Genomic DNA, 15559 nt, shown 5'->3' with positions numbered 1-15559 from the left:
GGATGACCGACACCACGCCTGCCACGACCTCGCCTTTCTCCTCCATCGATGCGGTCGTGCAGGCGCTGCAAGGCGTCGGCTACTTCGCCGATCGACGGCTGGCGACCGCGGTGTTCCTGGCCCTCAAGCTGCAGCGTCCGCTGCTGCTCGAGGGCGAGCCCGGGGTCGGCAAGACCGAACTCGCCAAGGCCCTGTCCGCCGCCCTCGGGCGCGAACTGCTGCGCCTGCAGTGCTACGACGGGCTCGAGCAGCGCGAGGCGCTCTACGAATGGAACTACGCGGCCCAACTGCTCCACATGCGGGCCGCCGAGGCGCAGGGCGCATCGAGCGACATCGAGTCCGAGGTCTACCAGCCGCGCTACCTGATCCGCCGGCCGCTGCTGCAGGCGCTGCAGGCCGCGCCGCCCGGCGCGGTGCTGCTGATCGACGAAGTCGATCGCGCCGACGAGCCCTTCGAGGCCTTCCTGCTCGAATACCTGGGCGAGTACCAGGTCAGCATCCCCGAACTCGGCACGGTGCGGGCGCTGGTGCCGCCGGTCACGCTGCTCACCAGCAACCGCACGCGCGAACTCAACGACGCGGTCAAGCGGCGCTGCCTCTACCACTGGCTCGACTACCCGGAGCGCGAACGCGAGCTGGCGATCGTGCGGGCCCAGGTGCCGGAGGCCGGCCGGGTGCTGTCGGAGCAGGTCGCGGCCTTCGTCGGCCGGCTGCGCACGGCCCCGTTCGCCAGTGCCTTCCAGCGGGCGCCGGGCATCGCCGAGAGCGTCGAATGGGCCAAGGCCCTGATCGCGCTCGACACGGTCGAACTCGACCCCGAGGTGGTGGCCGACACTGCCGGCATCTTGTTCAAGCAGCGCGACGATGTCGCCGCGCTGACGCGCGAGCTGGCCTCCGACCTGCTCAAGCCCGAGGAGGAGGCTCCGTCTTGACCGAGCGCGTGCAGCAGCTCGGCGATGCCCGCCGCGGCAAGCTCGCAGGCAACCTCGCGGGTTTCGGCCGTGCATTGCGGCGCGCCGGCGTGCGCACCGACGCCATGCGCATCGGGCTGGCGGCCGAGGCCGCGATGCTGGTCGGCGTCGACAGCCGCGGCGACCTGGCGTCCGCGATGGAGGCCGTGATGATCAGCCGCGAGGAAGACCGGGGGGTGTTCCGCGAACTGTTCGACGCCTGGTTCCGGGATCCCGAGCTGGCCAACAAGCTGCTGGCCCAGATGCTGCCTAGCGCCGAAGGCAAGGCCGAGCCGTCCAAGCGCCGGCCGCGGGTGCGCGAGGCGCTGGCGGCCCCGCGCGATGCGGTCAAGCCGGCGCAGACCGAGCGCGAGATCGACTTCGATGCCGCGATGACCGCCAGCGACCGGCAGCGGGTCCACCATGCCGATTTCAACGCGCTCGGCGCCACCGAGTACCGGCTGGTCGAGCGGCTGGCGCGCGACATCGCGCTGCCGGTGCCGACCTTGCCCTCGCGCCGGCTGCGGGTGGCCGGCGACGGCGGCGTGCATTCGCGCATGCACTGGCCCGGCGTGCTGCACGAGGCGGCGCGCACCGGCGGCGAAATGCTGCGGCTGCCGAAGCTCTCGCGCCGCCGCCAGCCGCTGCCGCTGCTGGTGCTGATCGACGTCTCGGGGTCGATGGAACGCTACGCCCGCCTGCTGCTGGCTTTCCTGCATGCGTCGACCCGGCGCGCGGGCCGGCGCGACGTGTTCGCCTTCGGCACCCACCTGACCGACCTGACGCCGGCCTTCCGCATTGCCGACACCGATGCGATGCTGGCCGCGGCCGGCGCCGCCATCGACGATTTCGCCGGCGGCACCCGGCTGGGCGATTCGCTGGCCCAGCTGCGCCACAAGCACGCGCGGCGCCTCACCGGACGCCGCACGCTGGTGCTGGTGATCAGCGACGGCCTCGACACCGGCGAGCCCGAGGCGCTGGAGCGCGAACTGCTGTGGCTCAAGCGGCATTCGCGGCGCGTCCTGTGGCTCAACCCGTTGCTGCGCTACGAAGGCTACGCTCCCCTTGCGCGCGGTGCGGCCATGTTGCACCGCCATGCAGACGCGATGCTCGCGGTCCACAATCTGAGCGCCCTCGAACAACTGGCTTCGAGCCTCGCGGCGCTGATGCGCGCAGGTCGATAGCGGCCCGTTCACCCACCAAGACAACAAGGAATCCACCATGGAAATGCTCGGCAACCGCCGTCTCGGCGTCACGCAGCAACAGGCCTGGGATGCGCTCAACGATCCCGAGACCTTGAAGAAATGCATCCCGGGCTGCGACCGGTTCGAGCTCACCGGCGAGAACGAGTATTCGGTCGGGCTGGCGCTGAAGATCGGGCCGGTGTCGGCCAAGTTCAGCGGCAAGGTCACGCTGGCCGACATCCTGGCGCCCGACAGCTACAAGCTGTCCTTCGAGGGCCAGGGCGGCGTCGCCGGATTCGCCAAGGGCGCGTCGAGCGTGTCGCTCAAGCCGGTGGCCGACGGCGCCGAAGGCTGCGAGCTCGACTACACCGTGCAGGCCCAGGTCGGCGGCAAGATCGCGCAGATGGGCCAGCGTCTGATCGACGGCGCCGCCAAGTCCACGGCCGACGATTTCTTCAAGCGCTTCGATGCCGAGATGCAGAGCCGCTATGGCCCGCCGCCCGAGGCGGCGGCCGAAGCGCCGGCCGAGAAGGTCGGCGCCGTGGCGGGTTTCATGCAGAAGCTCGGCATCGGCAAGAAGGCCGACACCGACAACAAGGACCCCGACTGAGCCATGGAAAACCTGGACGTCATGGTGCTGCGCACCCTGCGCGACTGGCGGCTGGCGGGCCGCCGTGCGCTGCTGTCGACCGTGGTCCGCACCTGGGGTTCGTCGCCGCGCCCGGTCGGCTCGATCATGGCGCTGGCCGAGGACGGCGCGGTGGTCGGCTCGGTCTCGGGCGGCTGCATCGAGGACGACCTGATCGCCCGCTACAGCCGCGCCCACGGCGACGGCGTCATGCCCACGGGCGCGCCGGCGCTGGTCAAGTACGGCATCACGGCCGACGAGGCGCATCGCTTCGGGCTGCCCTGCGGCGGCACGCTCGAGCTGCTGCTCGAATACGACCCCGACGCCGAATCCCTGAAGACGCTGGTGGCGGCGCTCGAGCAGGGGCAGCTGATGCAGCGCACGGTGCAGCTGGCGGATGGCGCGGTCGCGCTGGCCGAGGCGATCTCGCCGGCCGAGCTTTTGGTCGACGACACCGAGCTCGTGAACACCTTCGGCCCCGAATACCGCATGCTGCTGATCGGTGCCGGCCAGCTGGCCGAATACCTGGCGACGATGGCCAAGTTCAGCGGCTTCGCTGTCACGCTGTGCGACCCGCGCACCGAATACCACACGGCCTGGACCTTGCCCGGCGTCGCCATCACCACCGAGATGCCCGACGATGCGGTGGTCGCGTTCAAGCCCGATCGCCGGACCTGCGTGGTGGCGCTCACGCACGACCCCAAGCTCGACGACCTGGCGCTGCTGGAGGCGCTGCAGAGCGAGGCCTTTTATGTCGGCGCGATCGGATCACGGCGCAATGCCGAGGCCCGGCGCGAGCGCATGATCGAGCACTTCGAGCAGACCGAGCAATCGCTGGCGCGCCTGCGCGGCCCGATCGGCATCTACATCGGCAGCAAGACCCCGCCCGAGATCGCGGTCAGCGTGATGGCGGAGATCCTGGCGGTGAAGAACGCGGTGGCCTTGCCGCGCGAAGCGGCGGTGGCGGTGGCCAAGGCGGCCGCGGGCTGAATCCGTCAGGGCTTGCGCGGGCCCAGCAGTTCCGCCAGGAAGGTGGTGTTGCGGCCCATCGCGCGCTGCATCTTGCGCGACTCGCGGGCTTCGGTGCGGGCCATCGAGAAGGCGAAGAGGCCGGCCACGAGCACGAAGCAGAGGCCGGCGGCAATCAGGACGCCAGTCAGCGAGGCCGCCCACCAGGCGATCGCGAGCACGGCGACATTGAGGATCAGGATGAGGGCGCGCATGGCGGTCAGGCTATCAGAGACGGATCGTCTGCGGCGTGAAATAGTGCACGGGCATCGCCTTAAGATGAAAGCACCATGCCAGCCATTCCGCCCCGAGTGATTGCCACCGCGCCGCGCGCCTGCTGGATCGAAGCGCCGGGCCGGGCCGCGATCCGGATCGAGCCGATGGCCGCGCCCGGCCCCGGCGAGGTCGAGGTCCGGACGCTGCACAGCGCGGTCAGCCGCGGCACCGAATCGCTGGTGTTCCGCGGCGAGGTGCCGGCCAGCGAATTCGAGCGCATGCGCGCACCGTTTCAAGCGGGCGCGTTCCCCGCACCGGTCAAGTACGGCTACGCCAGCGTCGGCATCGTCGAGCAGGGCCCCGAAGGATGGCAGGGCCGTCCCGTCTTCTGCCTGTATCCGCACCAGACCCGCTATGTGGTGCCGGTCGATGCGGTGCACCCGCTGCCCGACGGCCTGCCGCCCGGGCGCGCGGTGCTGGCCGCCAACATGGAGACCGCGGTCAATGCGCTCTGGGATGCGGCGCCGCGTGTCGGCGACCGCATCACGGTGGTGGGCGGCGGGGTCGTCGGCCTGCTGGTCGCCTGGCTGGCCGCGCGGCTGCCGGGCTGTGAGGTCGAACTGGTCGACGTGCAGGCCTCGCGCCGCGCCGTGGCCGAGCGTCTCGGCGTCGCCTTCTCGCTGCCGGAGCATGCGCGGCCCGAGGCCGACCTGGTGCTGCATGCCAGCGGCCAGCCCCAGGGCCTGGCCACGGCGCTGTCGCTGGCGGCCTTCGAGGCCACCGTGATCGAGCTCAGCTGGTATGGGCAGCGGCCGGTGCCGCTGGCGCTCGGCGAGGCCTTTCATTCGCGCCGGCTGGTGCTCAAGAGCTCCCAGGTCGGCCACGTGGCGCCGGCCCAGCGCAGCCGCTGGCCGCACCGGCGGCGGCTGGCGCTGGCCTTGTCGCTGCTGCGCGACCCGGTGCTCGACCTGCTGCTGACCGACACCGCGCCCTTCGACCAGCTGCCCGAGGTGCTGGCGCGACTTGCCGCCGGTGCGCCGGACACGCTGTGCCAGCGCATCGACTACACCTGAGACCCAACCGCCTGGAGCCCCTGCATGTACAGCGTCAACGTCCGCGACCACTTCATGATCGCCCACAGCTTTCGCGGCGAGGCCTTCGGCCCGGCCCAGCGCCTGCACGGCGCGACCTACGTGGTCGATCTCGAGTTTCGCCGCGCCGAACTCGATGCCGATGGCATGGTGGTCGACATCGCGCGGGCGACCGAGGTGCTGCGCAGCGTGCTGGGCGAGTTCAACCTGCGCAACCTCGACGACGATCCGGCCTTCGAGGGACGCAACACGACCACCGAGTTCATGGCCCGCGTGATCTTCGATCGGGTTGCCGCGCGGATCGCGGCCGGCGATCTCGGGCCGCACGCCAGCGGACTGTCGGGCCTGCGGGTGCGGCTCAACGAATCGCACGTGGCCTGGGCCGCCTACGAGGGCGCACTGCCGGCCGAGGCGCGTTGAATCCATTGAACGGGCGCTGCAGCTTCCTCGTGCCGGGCGATCTCGGCACCCGCACCGGCGGCTATGGCTACGACCGCCGGATCATCGACGGCCTGCGCGCGGCCGGCTGGCAGGTCGACGTGCAGTCACTGGGACCCGGCTTTCCCGAGCCCGATGCATCGGCTCTGGCGCTGGCTCGCCGCCTGATCGAGGCGCTGCCCGACGGCACGCTGGCGGTGGTCGACGGCCTGGGCTTCGGCGTCCTGCCCGACCTGGCCGCGGCCCATGCGAAGCGGCTGCGCTGGGTCGCGCTGGTGCACCATCCGCTGTCGCTGGAGACCGGGCTGGCGCCCGATCGGCAGCGGGCGCTGTTCGAGAGCGAGCGGCGCGCGCTGGCGTCCGCACGCGGCGTCGTCGTCACCGGCCCGGCCACGGCGCGGGCGCTGGCGGCCTTCGACGTCGAGGCCGCCCGCATCACGGTGGTCGAGCCGGGCACCGATCCCGCGCCGCTGGCGCGGGGCTCTGGCGCGGCCGCACCGGCGCTGTTGTGCGTTGCCAGCGTGACGCCGCGCAAGGGCCATGCCTTGCTGGTCGAGGCGCTGGCCGGCCTGCGCGATCGGCCGTGGACGCTCGATTGCGCCGGCAGCCTCACGATGGACCCGGCCTGCGCGGCGGCCCTGGCGGCCGCGATCGAAGCCCGCGGCCTGCAGGATCGCGTGCGGCTCCACGGCGAATGCGACGAGGCCGGCCTGCGCGCGCTCTACCAGGCTGCCGATGTTTTCGTGCTGCCGTCCTTCCACGAGGGCTATGGCATGGCGCTGGCTGAGGCCCTGGCGCACGGCCTGCCGGTGATCAGCACGCTGGCCGGCGCCATCCCCGATACCGTGCCGAGCACTGCGGGCCTGTTGGTTCCGCCGGGCGAGGTCGACGCGTTGCGGGCCGCGTTGCGGCGCCTGCTGGACGAAGACGGCCTGCGAGCCCGGCTGGCCGAGGGCGCCCGCGAGGCCCGACGCGGCTTGCCAGACTGGAGGTCGAGCGCGGCGCGCTTTGCCGTCGCCCTCGACGCCGCCGCGCTCGCACCGTTGCCATGACCGGATTCAGCGCCGACTGGCTCGCGCTGCGCGAGCCCTTCGACCGGGCCGCACGCGAGGCATCGGCCGCTGCCTTCGACCTGGCCGGGTTGGGCCGCCGATTGCGCGGCGACGGCTCCACGCTCGGTGTGCTCGACCTGGCCTGCGGCACCGGGGCCAACCTGCGCGAACTGGCGCCCCGCCTGGGCGGCGCGCAGCACTGGCGGCTGGTCGATCACGATCCGCGGCTGCTGGCGGCATTGCCCGGCGCGCTCGCGGCCTGGGCCGCAGCGCAAGCCTTCGCGGTGCGCACGCAGGGGGATCGGCTGCGCGTCGAAGGACCGGGCTGGCAGGCCGAGGTGGAAACCGTGCACCTCGATCTCGCCCGCGAGCTGGCCGCGCTGCCGCTGGCCGGGGTCGGGTTGATCACGGCGTCGGCGCTGCTCGACCTGGTGTCGGCCGCCTGGCTCGACGAACTGCTGACCCGCGCCTGCGCGGCGAAGGCGGCGCTGCTGTTCGCGTTGACGGTCGACGGGCGCGTCGACTGGACCCCGAAGCGGGCGGCCGATGAGGCGGTTCTGCGTCTGTTCGAGGCGCACCAGCGCGGCGACAAGGGCTTCGGCCCGGCGTTGGGCGGCAGGGCGGTGGAGGTGGCGGCCGATCGGCTGCGCGCGCTGGGCTGCGAGCCTCAGCGCATCGCCAGCGACTGGCACATCGACGCTCGCGACGGCGCCCAGGCACAGGCGATGCTGGCCGCGCTGGTCGAAGGCAGCGCGGCCGCCGCGCGCGAGCAGGACCCCGGCGCCGCCGCGTCGGTCGCCGCATGGTCGGCCGAGCGGATGCAGCTGCTCGCGCGCACCAGGCTTCGCATCGGCCACGCGGACTTGCTTGCCGTCTGGCCCTAATCCGCAGACCGCGCGGCGCGCAAATCAAGGTCCCAGAGCACGTCGGCGCCCATGCGGAACAGGCGCCCCGGCGGCCGCAGGCAATCGCGCATCGCGGCGCTGCGCGGCAATTGCAGGCCCGGCCGGCCAGCCCCGATGATCACCGGCGCGATGCTGAGATGCAGCCGGTCGAGGCAACCCTGCGCGATGAAGCGCGACACGGTGACGCCGCCACCTTCGACGAACAGCACGCCCAGGCCGCGCTGCTGCAAGGCAGCCTGCAGCGCGCGCAGGTCGGCGCTGCCATCGGGCCGCAGCAGGCCGGGCACGCCGAGCACCTGGTCGGCGCCCACGCGCCGCGCCGCTTCGGGCGTGCGTGCGGCGTCGCACGCCAGCAGCGTGGGTGCCTGGCGGTCGCAGAAGACGCGCAGCGTCGCCGGCAGGCGCAGCGCCGGGTCGAGCAGCACCCGCACCGGGTGCGGGCCCGCCACCCGCCGCGTGGTCAGCTGCGGATTGTCGATGGCCGCGGTGCCGGCACCGACGATGACTGCGTCGCACAGCGCGCGCAGGCGGTGCAGGTGCACCAGCATCTCCGGCCCGTTGACGTAGTTGGAGTCGCCGCCATGGGTGGCCACGCAGCCATCCAGGCTCTGGCCGAGCTGGCCGATCGCCCAGGGCGTGCCCGCGCGCGGCTGGTCGAGCAGGGGCTTGAGCAGCTCGAACAGCTCGAGCGCCTGGTCGTCCCACAGGCCCTGCAACGCGAAGCCCCGGGCCGCGCTCCAGGCGATCGGCGCGCTGGCATCCGTGGCCTGGCGGCGTCGCCTGCGCGCCGCGATCTCCAGGCACAGCGGCCACAGCGCATCGATGCCGGGGAGGGTGGGGGCGGAGTGCATCATGGCTTGTCGGCAAGGCGTGGGGGCGTGGAATGGGGGGTGTCCTGCGTCTGGCGAGCTGCCTGGGCTTGGCCATGAAGCGCCAGCGCGACCGCGCCCGCGACCCACAGCGCCGCCAGGCCCGCGACGATCACTGCATCGATCGCGGGGCGTCGTCCGCGCCGCAGCCACTGCACCGTCGGCCCCGCCGTCAGGGCGCAGGCCAGCAGCAACAGTACCTCGGGCTGCACCGGCGTCAGCAGGGCGAGGCCCTGGGCCAGCGTCAGCCAGGCGATGACGCACACCACCGCGCCGCTGGCGCCGAAGCCGATGCGGGCCTTGGGCCACAGCCACAAGGCGCAGCCGGCGATGGCGGCGGCGATCGCCAGGCCGAGCTCGAACAGCAGCGGCGATCCTGAAATGAAAGCCACCGCCGACAGTCCAATCCCCGCGATCAGCAGGCTGGCGGGCGCGTCGGCCTGCTCGAGCGGCGCACCCAGCACCGCCGCGATCGCCGCGGCGCCGACCGCCCACGTGGCGACCTGCAGCACCGCGGGCTGGTCGCTGAGGCCGACCAGCACCAGCGCCCACAGCACGCAGCAGGCGAGCCAGGTGGTGCGCTTCATCGCGCGCATGCCTTCCAGGCCGACCCCGAGCAAGGCGGCCGAGGCGTAGATCCAGGGCAGCTCCTCGGTCAGCTCGCCCGGCCACATCTGCCAGCCGAGCACCCAGGCCGAGGCGACCAGGATCGCCGGCGCGACGCCCGCCGAGGCCCAGCGCCGGCCATGCACCGCACCGAGGACGGCGCGCAGCAGGCCGGTGGCCGCGAACGACAGCACCAGCGGCAGCGCCAGGCTCTCGAACAGCGGGTGGTGGAAGTCCATGCCCGTTTATGCAGGCCGGCCGGGGCCGCCGTCAATGCGACAGGTCGGCGGCGGCATCAGGCGGACTCCACCGGCGGCGGACGCGTCGAGGTCCAGGGCGAGACACCCTGCGCCACGGCCGCGTCGTGCTGCGCGGCCAGCGCGCGCCGGAAGCCGTCGCGTTGCTGCAGCCGGTCCCAGTACGCGGCCACCGCGGCCGGGAAGCGCGGCACCAGGTCGAGTTCGTTGGCCAGCAGCAGCGCGTAGCCGACCGAGATGTCGGCCACCGTGAAGCGGTCGGCGGCCAGGAAGGCATGCTGCTGCAGCACCGCGTCGATGCCGCGCAGGCGGGCGATGAACCACTTGGCATAGTCGTCCGCCGCCTGCGGCAGCTTGCGCTCCTCGGGCTCGAAGCGGCCGTAGCGCAGCACGATGGTCTGCGGGAAGGTCAGCGTGGCCTCGCCGTGGTGCAGCCAGTTGAGCCAGGCGCCGAAGCCGGGCTCGTCGGGCCGCACCGCCAGCCCGTGCCGGTTGCCGGGGTCGCAGCGCTGCACCAGGTACTGGCACATGGCCGACGATTCGGTCATGCGCGTGGCGCCGTCGAGCAGCAGGGGCACGGTGCCGAGCGGGTTGAGCGCGAGGTAGCTGCGCTGGAGCGCGCGCGGCGGAAAGGGCAGCATGCGCAACTGGTAGGGCGCGCCCAGTTCCTCGAGCGCCCAGAGCGGGCGGAACGAACGTGCGCTGACACAGTGATAGAGCTCGATCATGCGGGTCCTTGTCTCCTGGCGGCGAACGCGCCGTCGTTCGGCGTCCGCCATCCTAAGCCCAAGTCCAGCCCGGGGCGCAGTAGCATTCGGTGGGTGCGCTGCAGCGACCCCGGGGACCCGGGCCGATCGGCTGCCACACGACAGAAAGCATTCATGAGCACCAACATCGTCATCGTCGGAGGCGGCCATGCCGCCGCCCAGCTGTGCGCCGGCCTGGCCGAGGCCGGGCAGGGCGGGCGCGTCCACCTGGTCTGCGAGGAAGCGACCATTCCCTATCACCGGCCGCCGCTGTCCAAGACCTTCCTGAAGAGCCCGGACGAGCAGCCGCAGCAGCATCGGGCCGAAGCCTGGTATGCGGAATCGGGCATCACGATGCACCTGGGCGATGCGGCGCTGGCGATCGACCGCGCCGCCCGCACGGTCACGCTGCAATCGGGGACCGTGCTCGGCTGGGAACGCCTGGTGCTCGCGACCGGCACCCGTGCCCGCCGCCTGTCGGCGCTGGCGGGGCTGTCCAACGTGGCCCTGCTGCGCGCCGCCGACGAAGCGGCGCAGTTGCGCAGCCTGCTGGCCGCGGCGCAGCACGTGACCGTGCTCGGCGGCGGCTTCATCGGCCTCGAGGTGGCCGCCACCGCGCTGGCGCTCGGCAAGCAGGTGCTGGTGCTCGAAAGCGCGCCGCGGCTGTTGAGCCGCGCCGTGTCGCCCGAGCTGTCGGCGCACGTGCTGGCGACCCACCGCGCCGCCGGCATGGACCTGCGCGTGGGCGTGCAGAGCGGTGTGTTGCAGATCGACGGCCCGCGGCTGATGGCGATCGAGGTCGACGGCGCGCTGCAGCCGATCGACCTGCTGCTGCTCGGCATCGGTGCGGTGCCCGAGACCGCGCTGGCCGAGGCCGCCGGCCTGGAGTGCGCCGACGGCATCGTGGTCGACGCCTACATGCAGACCAGCGACGAGCGCGTGCTCGCAGTGGGCGATTGCACGCGCTTCCCGGACCGGCGCGCCGGCCAGGCGCTGCGCCTGGAGTCGGTGCAGAACGCCAACGACCAGGCCCGCACCGCCGTGGCGACCCTGACCGGTGCGCCGCGGCCGCATGACGCGGTGCCGTGGTTCTGGTCCGATCAGGGCAGCTTGCGGCTGCAGATGGCCGGCCTGGTGCCGGCGCCCGGCACGCCTGGCCACGTCACGGTGCGGCGGCCCGGGGCCAGCGCGGCCTCGTTCTCGCTGCTGCACTACGTGGACGACCAACTGCGTTGCGTCGAATCGGTCAACGCGCCGGTCGACCACATGATGAGCCGCAAGCTGCTGGAAGCGGGGCGCAGCCCCGACCCGGCGGTCGCGGCCGATCCGGCCGTGCCGCTCAAGACGCACCTGGCCTGAGGGTCAACAGGCCGCGGCCGCCGGCAGGTTCAGGACACGCCCGCCGGACGCGGCGCGAGATTCTTGCGAATCTCGGCGTCCATCATGCGGGTGCCGGCCGCCAGCGCGGCCTCGTAGGTGTCGGCGCCGTATTCGGCGGCGCGCACCACCTTGTGGGGGACGCCACCGGCGTCGCATTCGAGCAGCGTCCAGAGAAAAGACCCGGGCGCCGGCTCGTCGATAACGAGTTTGATCGGATTTTTCATGCCTTGATGGTGGGCGTTTCGCTTGGGCTTTTCTGTAGGAGAAGGCCTACGTTACGTGCGATCTTCGGGGCGCGTGCCGAGGACACCGGGTGGCCCCCTCCGCTCATGTCCCCCGCCTTCGGCTCCTCCTTTACTTCGCTGCGGGGGCCACCCGGTGCCCTCGGCACGGGTAGCGCCGTGGGGCGCTGGCGGAGGATGAACGACCGGCTTGACGGCTCACGCCGATGGTGTGCTCTGCGCAGCGAAATAAAGGAGGAGGCCGCAGGCCGGGGGACATTCGCGGAGCAGAGTACGCCGTCGGCGTGAGCCCGCCCCAAACCGAGGAACAAATGGACAGAACCCGAACGTAGCCCTTGTCAAAAATCATGTAATGTTAGTTAAAATGTATTACATGAACACCGACCGAGACAACTTCCACGACTGGGCCCGGGACAAGCCTGATTCGACGTCGTTTTCGGGCCTCCACCGCTCCGAACTGCACGATCTGAACAGTCACCCCCGCGTCCGATGGGGGCGGCTGTTCTTCTTGGTCGTGCTGGCGGTGGCGCTGGGCGTCGGTTTCAAGTATGTCGTCGCCCTCTGAGGAGTGGTCATATAGGGCCACTCTGCGTTGGCGATTACTACGGTGCTCAAGTCTCCACCAGAGTCGCCGCTTGGCGTGCCATTTCGGCAACGCCAGAACTCATCGCAGGGTCGGCTGATATCAACCCCTTCAACGGGAACCAGCGCGCCTCCAGCGCATCATCCCCCGCGCGCGGCTCGCCGGAGAGCCAGCGACACGCGACGCCGACCAGAACGAAGTGCTGATTCATAGTCCCATCCTCATCTAGGTCGAATGCGTCGATCGCGGTGTACGCCTGCAGCACCTCGGCCCGAACTTGCGTTTCCTCGAAGAGTTCGCGCATGGCGGCTGCTCGGATCGACTCGCCCAACTCGATCTTGCCTCCAGGGAAACCCCAGCGCCCGGCGTCAGGACGGTTGGCACGACGTACCAACAAGACTTCGCGCTTGCAGATCACAACGGAAATGATCGCTGCAACGGGTCTGCGTATCGACGATTGAATGCGATCGGACATGGCTTGTGAGAGAACGGATTCTTGAGAATTTGCGTTGGCGCTGATTGGGCCAAGTCAATGGCTTTTTGCGGAGTCCATTGTTTCTTGCATAGCCCTTGGGTGGATCTGTCTTCTTTGAGGGAAATGTCCTGCGGTGGCGAAGCTTTCCCGCTACACCGGGCGGCACGGCACGTTCTACGGCGACAACACGCCGGGCACCTGCGCCGCGAGTTTTCCACGGCCGCCAGCCTGCCCGTTTTGCAGGCAATGCGGTGGGAACCCGCATGGGGACTGGGCCCGTGCATTCGCTTCCACGCCCTTCGCACAGCGTTATCCACAGAAGCCCGGTACAAGTCCGGCGCCCGTGGCCGTCTTATTTGACCTGCTGCTTGACCAGCTTGCGGGCCAGCGTCCGCCGATGCATCCCGAGCCGCCGCGCCGTCTCGGAAATATTGAAGCCGGTTTCGGCCAGCGTCTCGTGGATGCGCTCCCATTCGAGCGTCTTGATCGAGGTCGAGCGGTTGGTCAGCTCGATGTCGGTGTCGCCCTCGGCGCGGCCGAAGGCGGCCTCGATGTCGTCGGTGTTGGAGGGTTTGGCCAGGTAGTGGCAGGCGCCCAGCTTGATCGCCTCGACCGCGGTGGCGATGCTGGCGAAGCCGGTCAGCACCACGATCAGCATCGCCGGATCGTGCCGGTTCAAGAGTTGGACGCAGGCCAGCCCCGAGGCCTCGCCGCTGAGCTTGAGATCGACCACCGCGTAGCGCGGCGAATGGGCCTGGAGCAGGGAAGCGACCTCGTCGACGTTGGCCGCCAGCAGCACCGTGTAGCCGCGCCGCTCGAACGAGCGCCCGAGCGTGCGGGCGAAGGCCGCGTCGTCCTCGACGATCAGCAGCAGGCGTTCAGCTTCCATTTCCTTCGTCTTCCTCTTCTTCGAGAATGATCGATGCCAGAGGCAGGGTCAGCGTCACTTCGGCGCCGCCTTCGGGGCGGTTGCGCGCGCTCACCTTGCCGCCCAGCGTGCGCGCCACGTTGACCACCAGGAACAGCCCGAGCCCGCCTTCCGGCCGGCCCTTGGTCGACAGGTAGGGCTTGCCGAAATCGGCCAGCATCCCGGGTGCGAAGCCAGGCCCGGCATCGGTCACCGTGAGCCGCAGGGTGTCGCCGTCATGGGTCGCTTCGAGGCGCACCCAGTCGGGCGACGCCTGCAGCGCATTGTCGAGCACGTTGCAAAGGGTCTGCTTCAGGGCCGAGTCGGAAACCATCGGCAGGTCGTGGCCGAAGCGGTTCTCGTACTCGAAGGCCAGCACCGGCCGCGTCGCCCGCCACTCCTCGGCCGTGTCGTCGAGAAAGGTGCTGACCGTGGTTTCGAGCGAAGACTCTCCGCGCGCCTCGCCGGCCGACAGCAGGATGCCGCTCAGGGTGGCCTTGCAGCGCTGCACCTGGGCCTGCATTTCGTCGATCTCGGCCAGCAGCTCGGGGTCGGAGGTGAAATGCGGCAGATGCCGCCAGTCGCCGAGGATCACCGACAGCGTGGCCAGCGGCGTGCCCAGGTCGTGCGCGGCGCCCGAGGCCAGCAGGCCCATGCGCACGATGTGCTCTTCCTCGGCGGCCCGTTCACGCAGCGCGGCCAAGCGGGCGTCGCGGGCCCGCAGGTTGCGGCTGATGCGGCTGATGAACACCACCAGCAGCGCCGCGTTGAGGCCGAAGCAGATCAGCATGCCCAGGATGTACGGGCTCAGCAGGCCGCGCCCATGCTCGATCGGCAGCTGCAGCGGACCGCTGAAGATCGCCAGCCCGGCGAAGCAGGCGCTGGTGATGCCGACGATGGTCCAGGTCGACCAGGCCTCCAGCAGCACCGCGCCCAGGATCACCTGCAGCAGGTACAGGAAGACGAAGGGGTTGGCGGCACCGCCGCTCAGGTAGAGCTGCGCGGTCAGCATCGCGACGTCGACCAGCAGGGCGACGAAGAGCTCGCCGTTGCTGACGTCGCGGTGGATGCGCCAGCGCAGCTGGCTGGCGGCATTGAAGGCGGCCAGGAAGGCCAGCACCGCCAGCATCTGGTCGAGCGGCAGGCGGATGCCGAAGCCGTAGTGCACCACCGCGATGGTCGCCACCTGGCCGACCACCGCCATCCAGCGCAGCTGGATCAGCTGCTGCATGTTCTCGAGGCCGGTGGCGTCGCCGTAGTCAGTCGTGCGAGCCATCGGGGCTTCCTTCCTCGGCGCGCCGGCGTTCCTGGCGGACCACGATCCAGGTCGCGCCCGCGACCATCAGGGCCAGGGCATACCAGGTCAGGGCGTAGACCAGGTGGTTGTTGGGAAAGGCGATCACGGTCAGGCCGCCGACCGGGCCACCAGGCGCCGCCGTCCCTGCATCGGCATCGACGAAGTAGGGCGCGACGTCGCTCAGGCCGCGCGCCAGCGCGATCGCCTGCACGTCGCGCGAATACCAGCGATCGGCGGCCGGGTCGTTGTCGCGCAGCAGGGCGCCGCGCGGCTCGGTCATCCGCAGCAGGCCGGTGACGGTGGCCGCTTCAGCCGGCTCGCCTTCGCGGCGCGCCGCACGCTCCTTCTGCTGCGCCGGCGACACGAAGCCGCGGTTGACCAGCAGCGAGCGGCCGTCGGCCATGCGCAGGGGCGTCAGCACCCAGTAGCCGCTGCCCAGTTCGGTCGTGGCCTGGACCAGGGTCTCGCGGTCGTGGAGGAAGCGGCCGGTGGCAAGCACATGCCGGTATTCGTCGTCGGCCCGGTTGACGCGCGGCCATTGGCCGGGTGCCGGTGCGTCGACGGCAGGCGCGTGGACCCGCTGGTCGATGCGCTCGATCAGGTCCAGCTTCCAGGCCCGGCGCTCGAGCTGCCAGGTGCCGAGCGCGAAGAAGCCCGCGAAGGCCGAGAGCGCGCACAAGGCCAGCGCCAGCCGCGGAAGAAGTCTCCTCACCGAAGCGCCGTGC

The 15559-nt window shown here is 71.0% G+C and carries 19 protein-coding genes; 10 read left to right on the top strand and 9 right to left on the bottom strand.

All coding sequences use genetic code 11. From position 1 onward, the window contains the following. The first annotated feature begins 2 nt into the window (after nucleotides 1-2). Genes QTI68_RS27785 through QTI68_RS27770 form a run of 4 tightly spaced genes read left to right on the top strand, consistent with a single transcriptional unit; the run spans nucleotide 3 to nucleotide 3752 of the window. Nucleotides 3-932: an AAA family ATPase gene (locus tag QTI68_RS27785; RefSeq protein ID WP_286526345.1), complete on the top strand. Its 930-nt coding sequence runs from the start codon at nucleotides 3-5 to the stop codon at nucleotides 930-932. After that, complete coding sequence (locus QTI68_RS27780; protein ID WP_286526344.1) at nucleotides 929-2134, top strand: vWA domain-containing protein; 1206 nt, start codon at nucleotides 929-931, stop codon at nucleotides 2132-2134. Before QTI68_RS27785 ends, QTI68_RS27780 begins: the two co-directional genes overlap by 4 nt. Nucleotides 2135-2171: 37 nt before the next feature. Then, on the top strand, nucleotides 2172-2744 hold the full coding sequence (locus tag QTI68_RS27775; protein WP_286526342.1) for an SRPBCC family protein: 573 nt from the start codon (nucleotides 2172-2174) through the stop codon (nucleotides 2742-2744). Nucleotides 2745-2747: 3 nt separating this feature from the next. Then, nucleotides 2748-3752 (top strand): XdhC family protein, encoded by a 1005-nt coding sequence (locus tag QTI68_RS27770; protein ID WP_286526340.1) that lies wholly within the window; start codon nucleotides 2748-2750, stop codon nucleotides 3750-3752. Between the two features lie 5 nt (nucleotides 3753-3757). On the opposite strand, the gene QTI68_RS27765 is transcribed toward QTI68_RS27770, so the two are convergent. After that, the gene (locus QTI68_RS27765; RefSeq protein WP_286526338.1) at nucleotides 3758-3985 is read right to left on the bottom strand and encodes a hypothetical protein; all 228 of its coding nucleotides are present in this window, start codon (nucleotides 3983-3985) and stop codon (nucleotides 3758-3760) included. A gap of 75 nt (nucleotides 3986-4060) precedes the next feature. Here QTI68_RS27765 and QTI68_RS27760 point away from each other — a divergent pair, with 75 nt between their 5' ends. From QTI68_RS27760 to QTI68_RS27745, 4 genes are read left to right on the top strand one after another with little or no spacing between them, the layout of a single operon-like run. After that, nucleotides 4061-5059 (top strand): zinc-dependent alcohol dehydrogenase, encoded by a 999-nt coding sequence (locus QTI68_RS27760; RefSeq protein ID WP_286526336.1) that lies wholly within the window; start codon nucleotides 4061-4063, stop codon nucleotides 5057-5059. A 24-nt stretch (nucleotides 5060-5083) separates the two neighbouring features. Beyond that, nucleotides 5084-5497: a 6-pyruvoyl trahydropterin synthase family protein gene (locus QTI68_RS27755; protein ID WP_286526335.1), complete on the top strand. Its 414-nt coding sequence runs from the start codon at nucleotides 5084-5086 to the stop codon at nucleotides 5495-5497. After that, nucleotides 5494-6567, top strand: coding sequence for a glycosyltransferase family 4 protein (locus tag QTI68_RS27750; RefSeq protein ID WP_286526334.1), 1074 nt, complete (start codon nucleotides 5494-5496; stop codon nucleotides 6565-6567). The genes QTI68_RS27755 and QTI68_RS27750 overlap by 4 nt, the downstream gene beginning before the upstream one ends. Then, nucleotides 6564-7451, top strand: coding sequence for a class I SAM-dependent methyltransferase (locus tag QTI68_RS27745; RefSeq protein ID WP_286526333.1), 888 nt, complete (start codon nucleotides 6564-6566; stop codon nucleotides 7449-7451). The genes QTI68_RS27750 and QTI68_RS27745 overlap by 4 nt, the downstream gene beginning before the upstream one ends. On the opposite strand, the gene QTI68_RS27740 is transcribed toward QTI68_RS27745, so the two are convergent. The 3 genes from QTI68_RS27740 to QTI68_RS27730 are packed head-to-tail and all read right to left on the bottom strand — an operon-like array spanning nucleotide 7448 to nucleotide 9932. Then, on the bottom strand, nucleotides 7448-8326 hold the full coding sequence (locus tag QTI68_RS27740) for a RibD family protein (protein ID WP_286526332.1): 879 nt from the start codon (nucleotides 8324-8326) through the stop codon (nucleotides 7448-7450). The two genes, QTI68_RS27745 and QTI68_RS27740, sit on opposite strands and share 4 nt — an antisense overlap. Next, a complete protein-coding gene (locus tag QTI68_RS27735; RefSeq protein ID WP_286526331.1) occupies nucleotides 8323-9186 on the bottom strand; it encodes a hypothetical protein in 864 nt (287 codons plus the stop codon). Before QTI68_RS27735 ends, QTI68_RS27740 begins: the two co-directional genes overlap by 4 nt. A gap of 56 nt (nucleotides 9187-9242) precedes the next feature. Further along, nucleotides 9243-9932 carry a glutathione S-transferase family protein gene (locus QTI68_RS27730; RefSeq protein ID WP_286526330.1) on the bottom strand — a complete coding sequence of 230 codons (690 nt, stop codon included), beginning with the start codon at nucleotides 9930-9932 and terminating at the stop codon, nucleotides 9243-9245. 153 nt (nucleotides 9933-10085) lie between these two features. Between QTI68_RS27730 and QTI68_RS27725 the strand changes: the two genes are divergently transcribed. Continuing rightward, nucleotides 10086-11309: an NAD(P)/FAD-dependent oxidoreductase gene (locus tag QTI68_RS27725; RefSeq protein WP_286526329.1), complete on the top strand. Its 1224-nt coding sequence runs from the start codon at nucleotides 10086-10088 to the stop codon at nucleotides 11307-11309. Between the two features lie 29 nt (nucleotides 11310-11338). On the opposite strand, the gene QTI68_RS27720 is transcribed toward QTI68_RS27725, so the two are convergent. Beyond that, the gene (locus QTI68_RS27720) at nucleotides 11339-11554 is read right to left on the bottom strand and encodes a hypothetical protein (RefSeq protein ID WP_286526328.1); all 216 of its coding nucleotides are present in this window, start codon (nucleotides 11552-11554) and stop codon (nucleotides 11339-11341) included. Between the two features lie 391 nt (nucleotides 11555-11945). Here QTI68_RS27720 and QTI68_RS27715 point away from each other — a divergent pair, with 391 nt between their 5' ends. Next, nucleotides 11946-12137, top strand: coding sequence for a hypothetical protein (locus QTI68_RS27715; protein ID WP_286526327.1), 192 nt, complete (start codon nucleotides 11946-11948; stop codon nucleotides 12135-12137). 46 nt (nucleotides 12138-12183) lie between these two features. Here QTI68_RS27715 and QTI68_RS27710 read toward each other — a convergent pair whose 3' ends face one another. From QTI68_RS27710 to QTI68_RS27695, 4 genes are all read right to left on the bottom strand, one after another. Continuing rightward, nucleotides 12184-12630, bottom strand: coding sequence for an NUDIX hydrolase (locus QTI68_RS27710; RefSeq protein ID WP_286526326.1), 447 nt, complete (start codon nucleotides 12628-12630; stop codon nucleotides 12184-12186). A 352-nt stretch (nucleotides 12631-12982) separates the two neighbouring features. Beyond that, on the bottom strand, nucleotides 12983-13519 hold the full coding sequence (locus QTI68_RS27705) for a response regulator transcription factor (RefSeq protein WP_286526325.1): 537 nt from the start codon (nucleotides 13517-13519) through the stop codon (nucleotides 12983-12985). After that, on the bottom strand, nucleotides 13509-14813 hold the full coding sequence (locus tag QTI68_RS27700) for an ATP-binding protein (protein ID WP_286526324.1): 1305 nt from the start codon (nucleotides 14811-14813) through the stop codon (nucleotides 13509-13511). The genes QTI68_RS27705 and QTI68_RS27700 overlap by 11 nt, the downstream gene beginning before the upstream one ends. After that, entirely contained in the window at nucleotides 14797-15546 is a 750-nt protein-coding gene (locus QTI68_RS27695) for an SURF1 family protein (protein ID WP_286526323.1), read from the bottom strand. Before QTI68_RS27695 ends, QTI68_RS27700 begins: the two co-directional genes overlap by 17 nt. Nucleotides 15547-15559 lie beyond the last annotated feature (13 nt).

The sequence above is a fragment of the Variovorax sp. J31P207 genome (assembly GCF_030316965.1).
Taxonomy (GTDB): domain Bacteria; phylum Pseudomonadota; class Gammaproteobacteria; order Burkholderiales; family Burkholderiaceae_C; genus Variovorax; species Variovorax ginsengisoli_B.
This window is presented reverse-complemented; position numbering and strand designations above follow the sequence as displayed.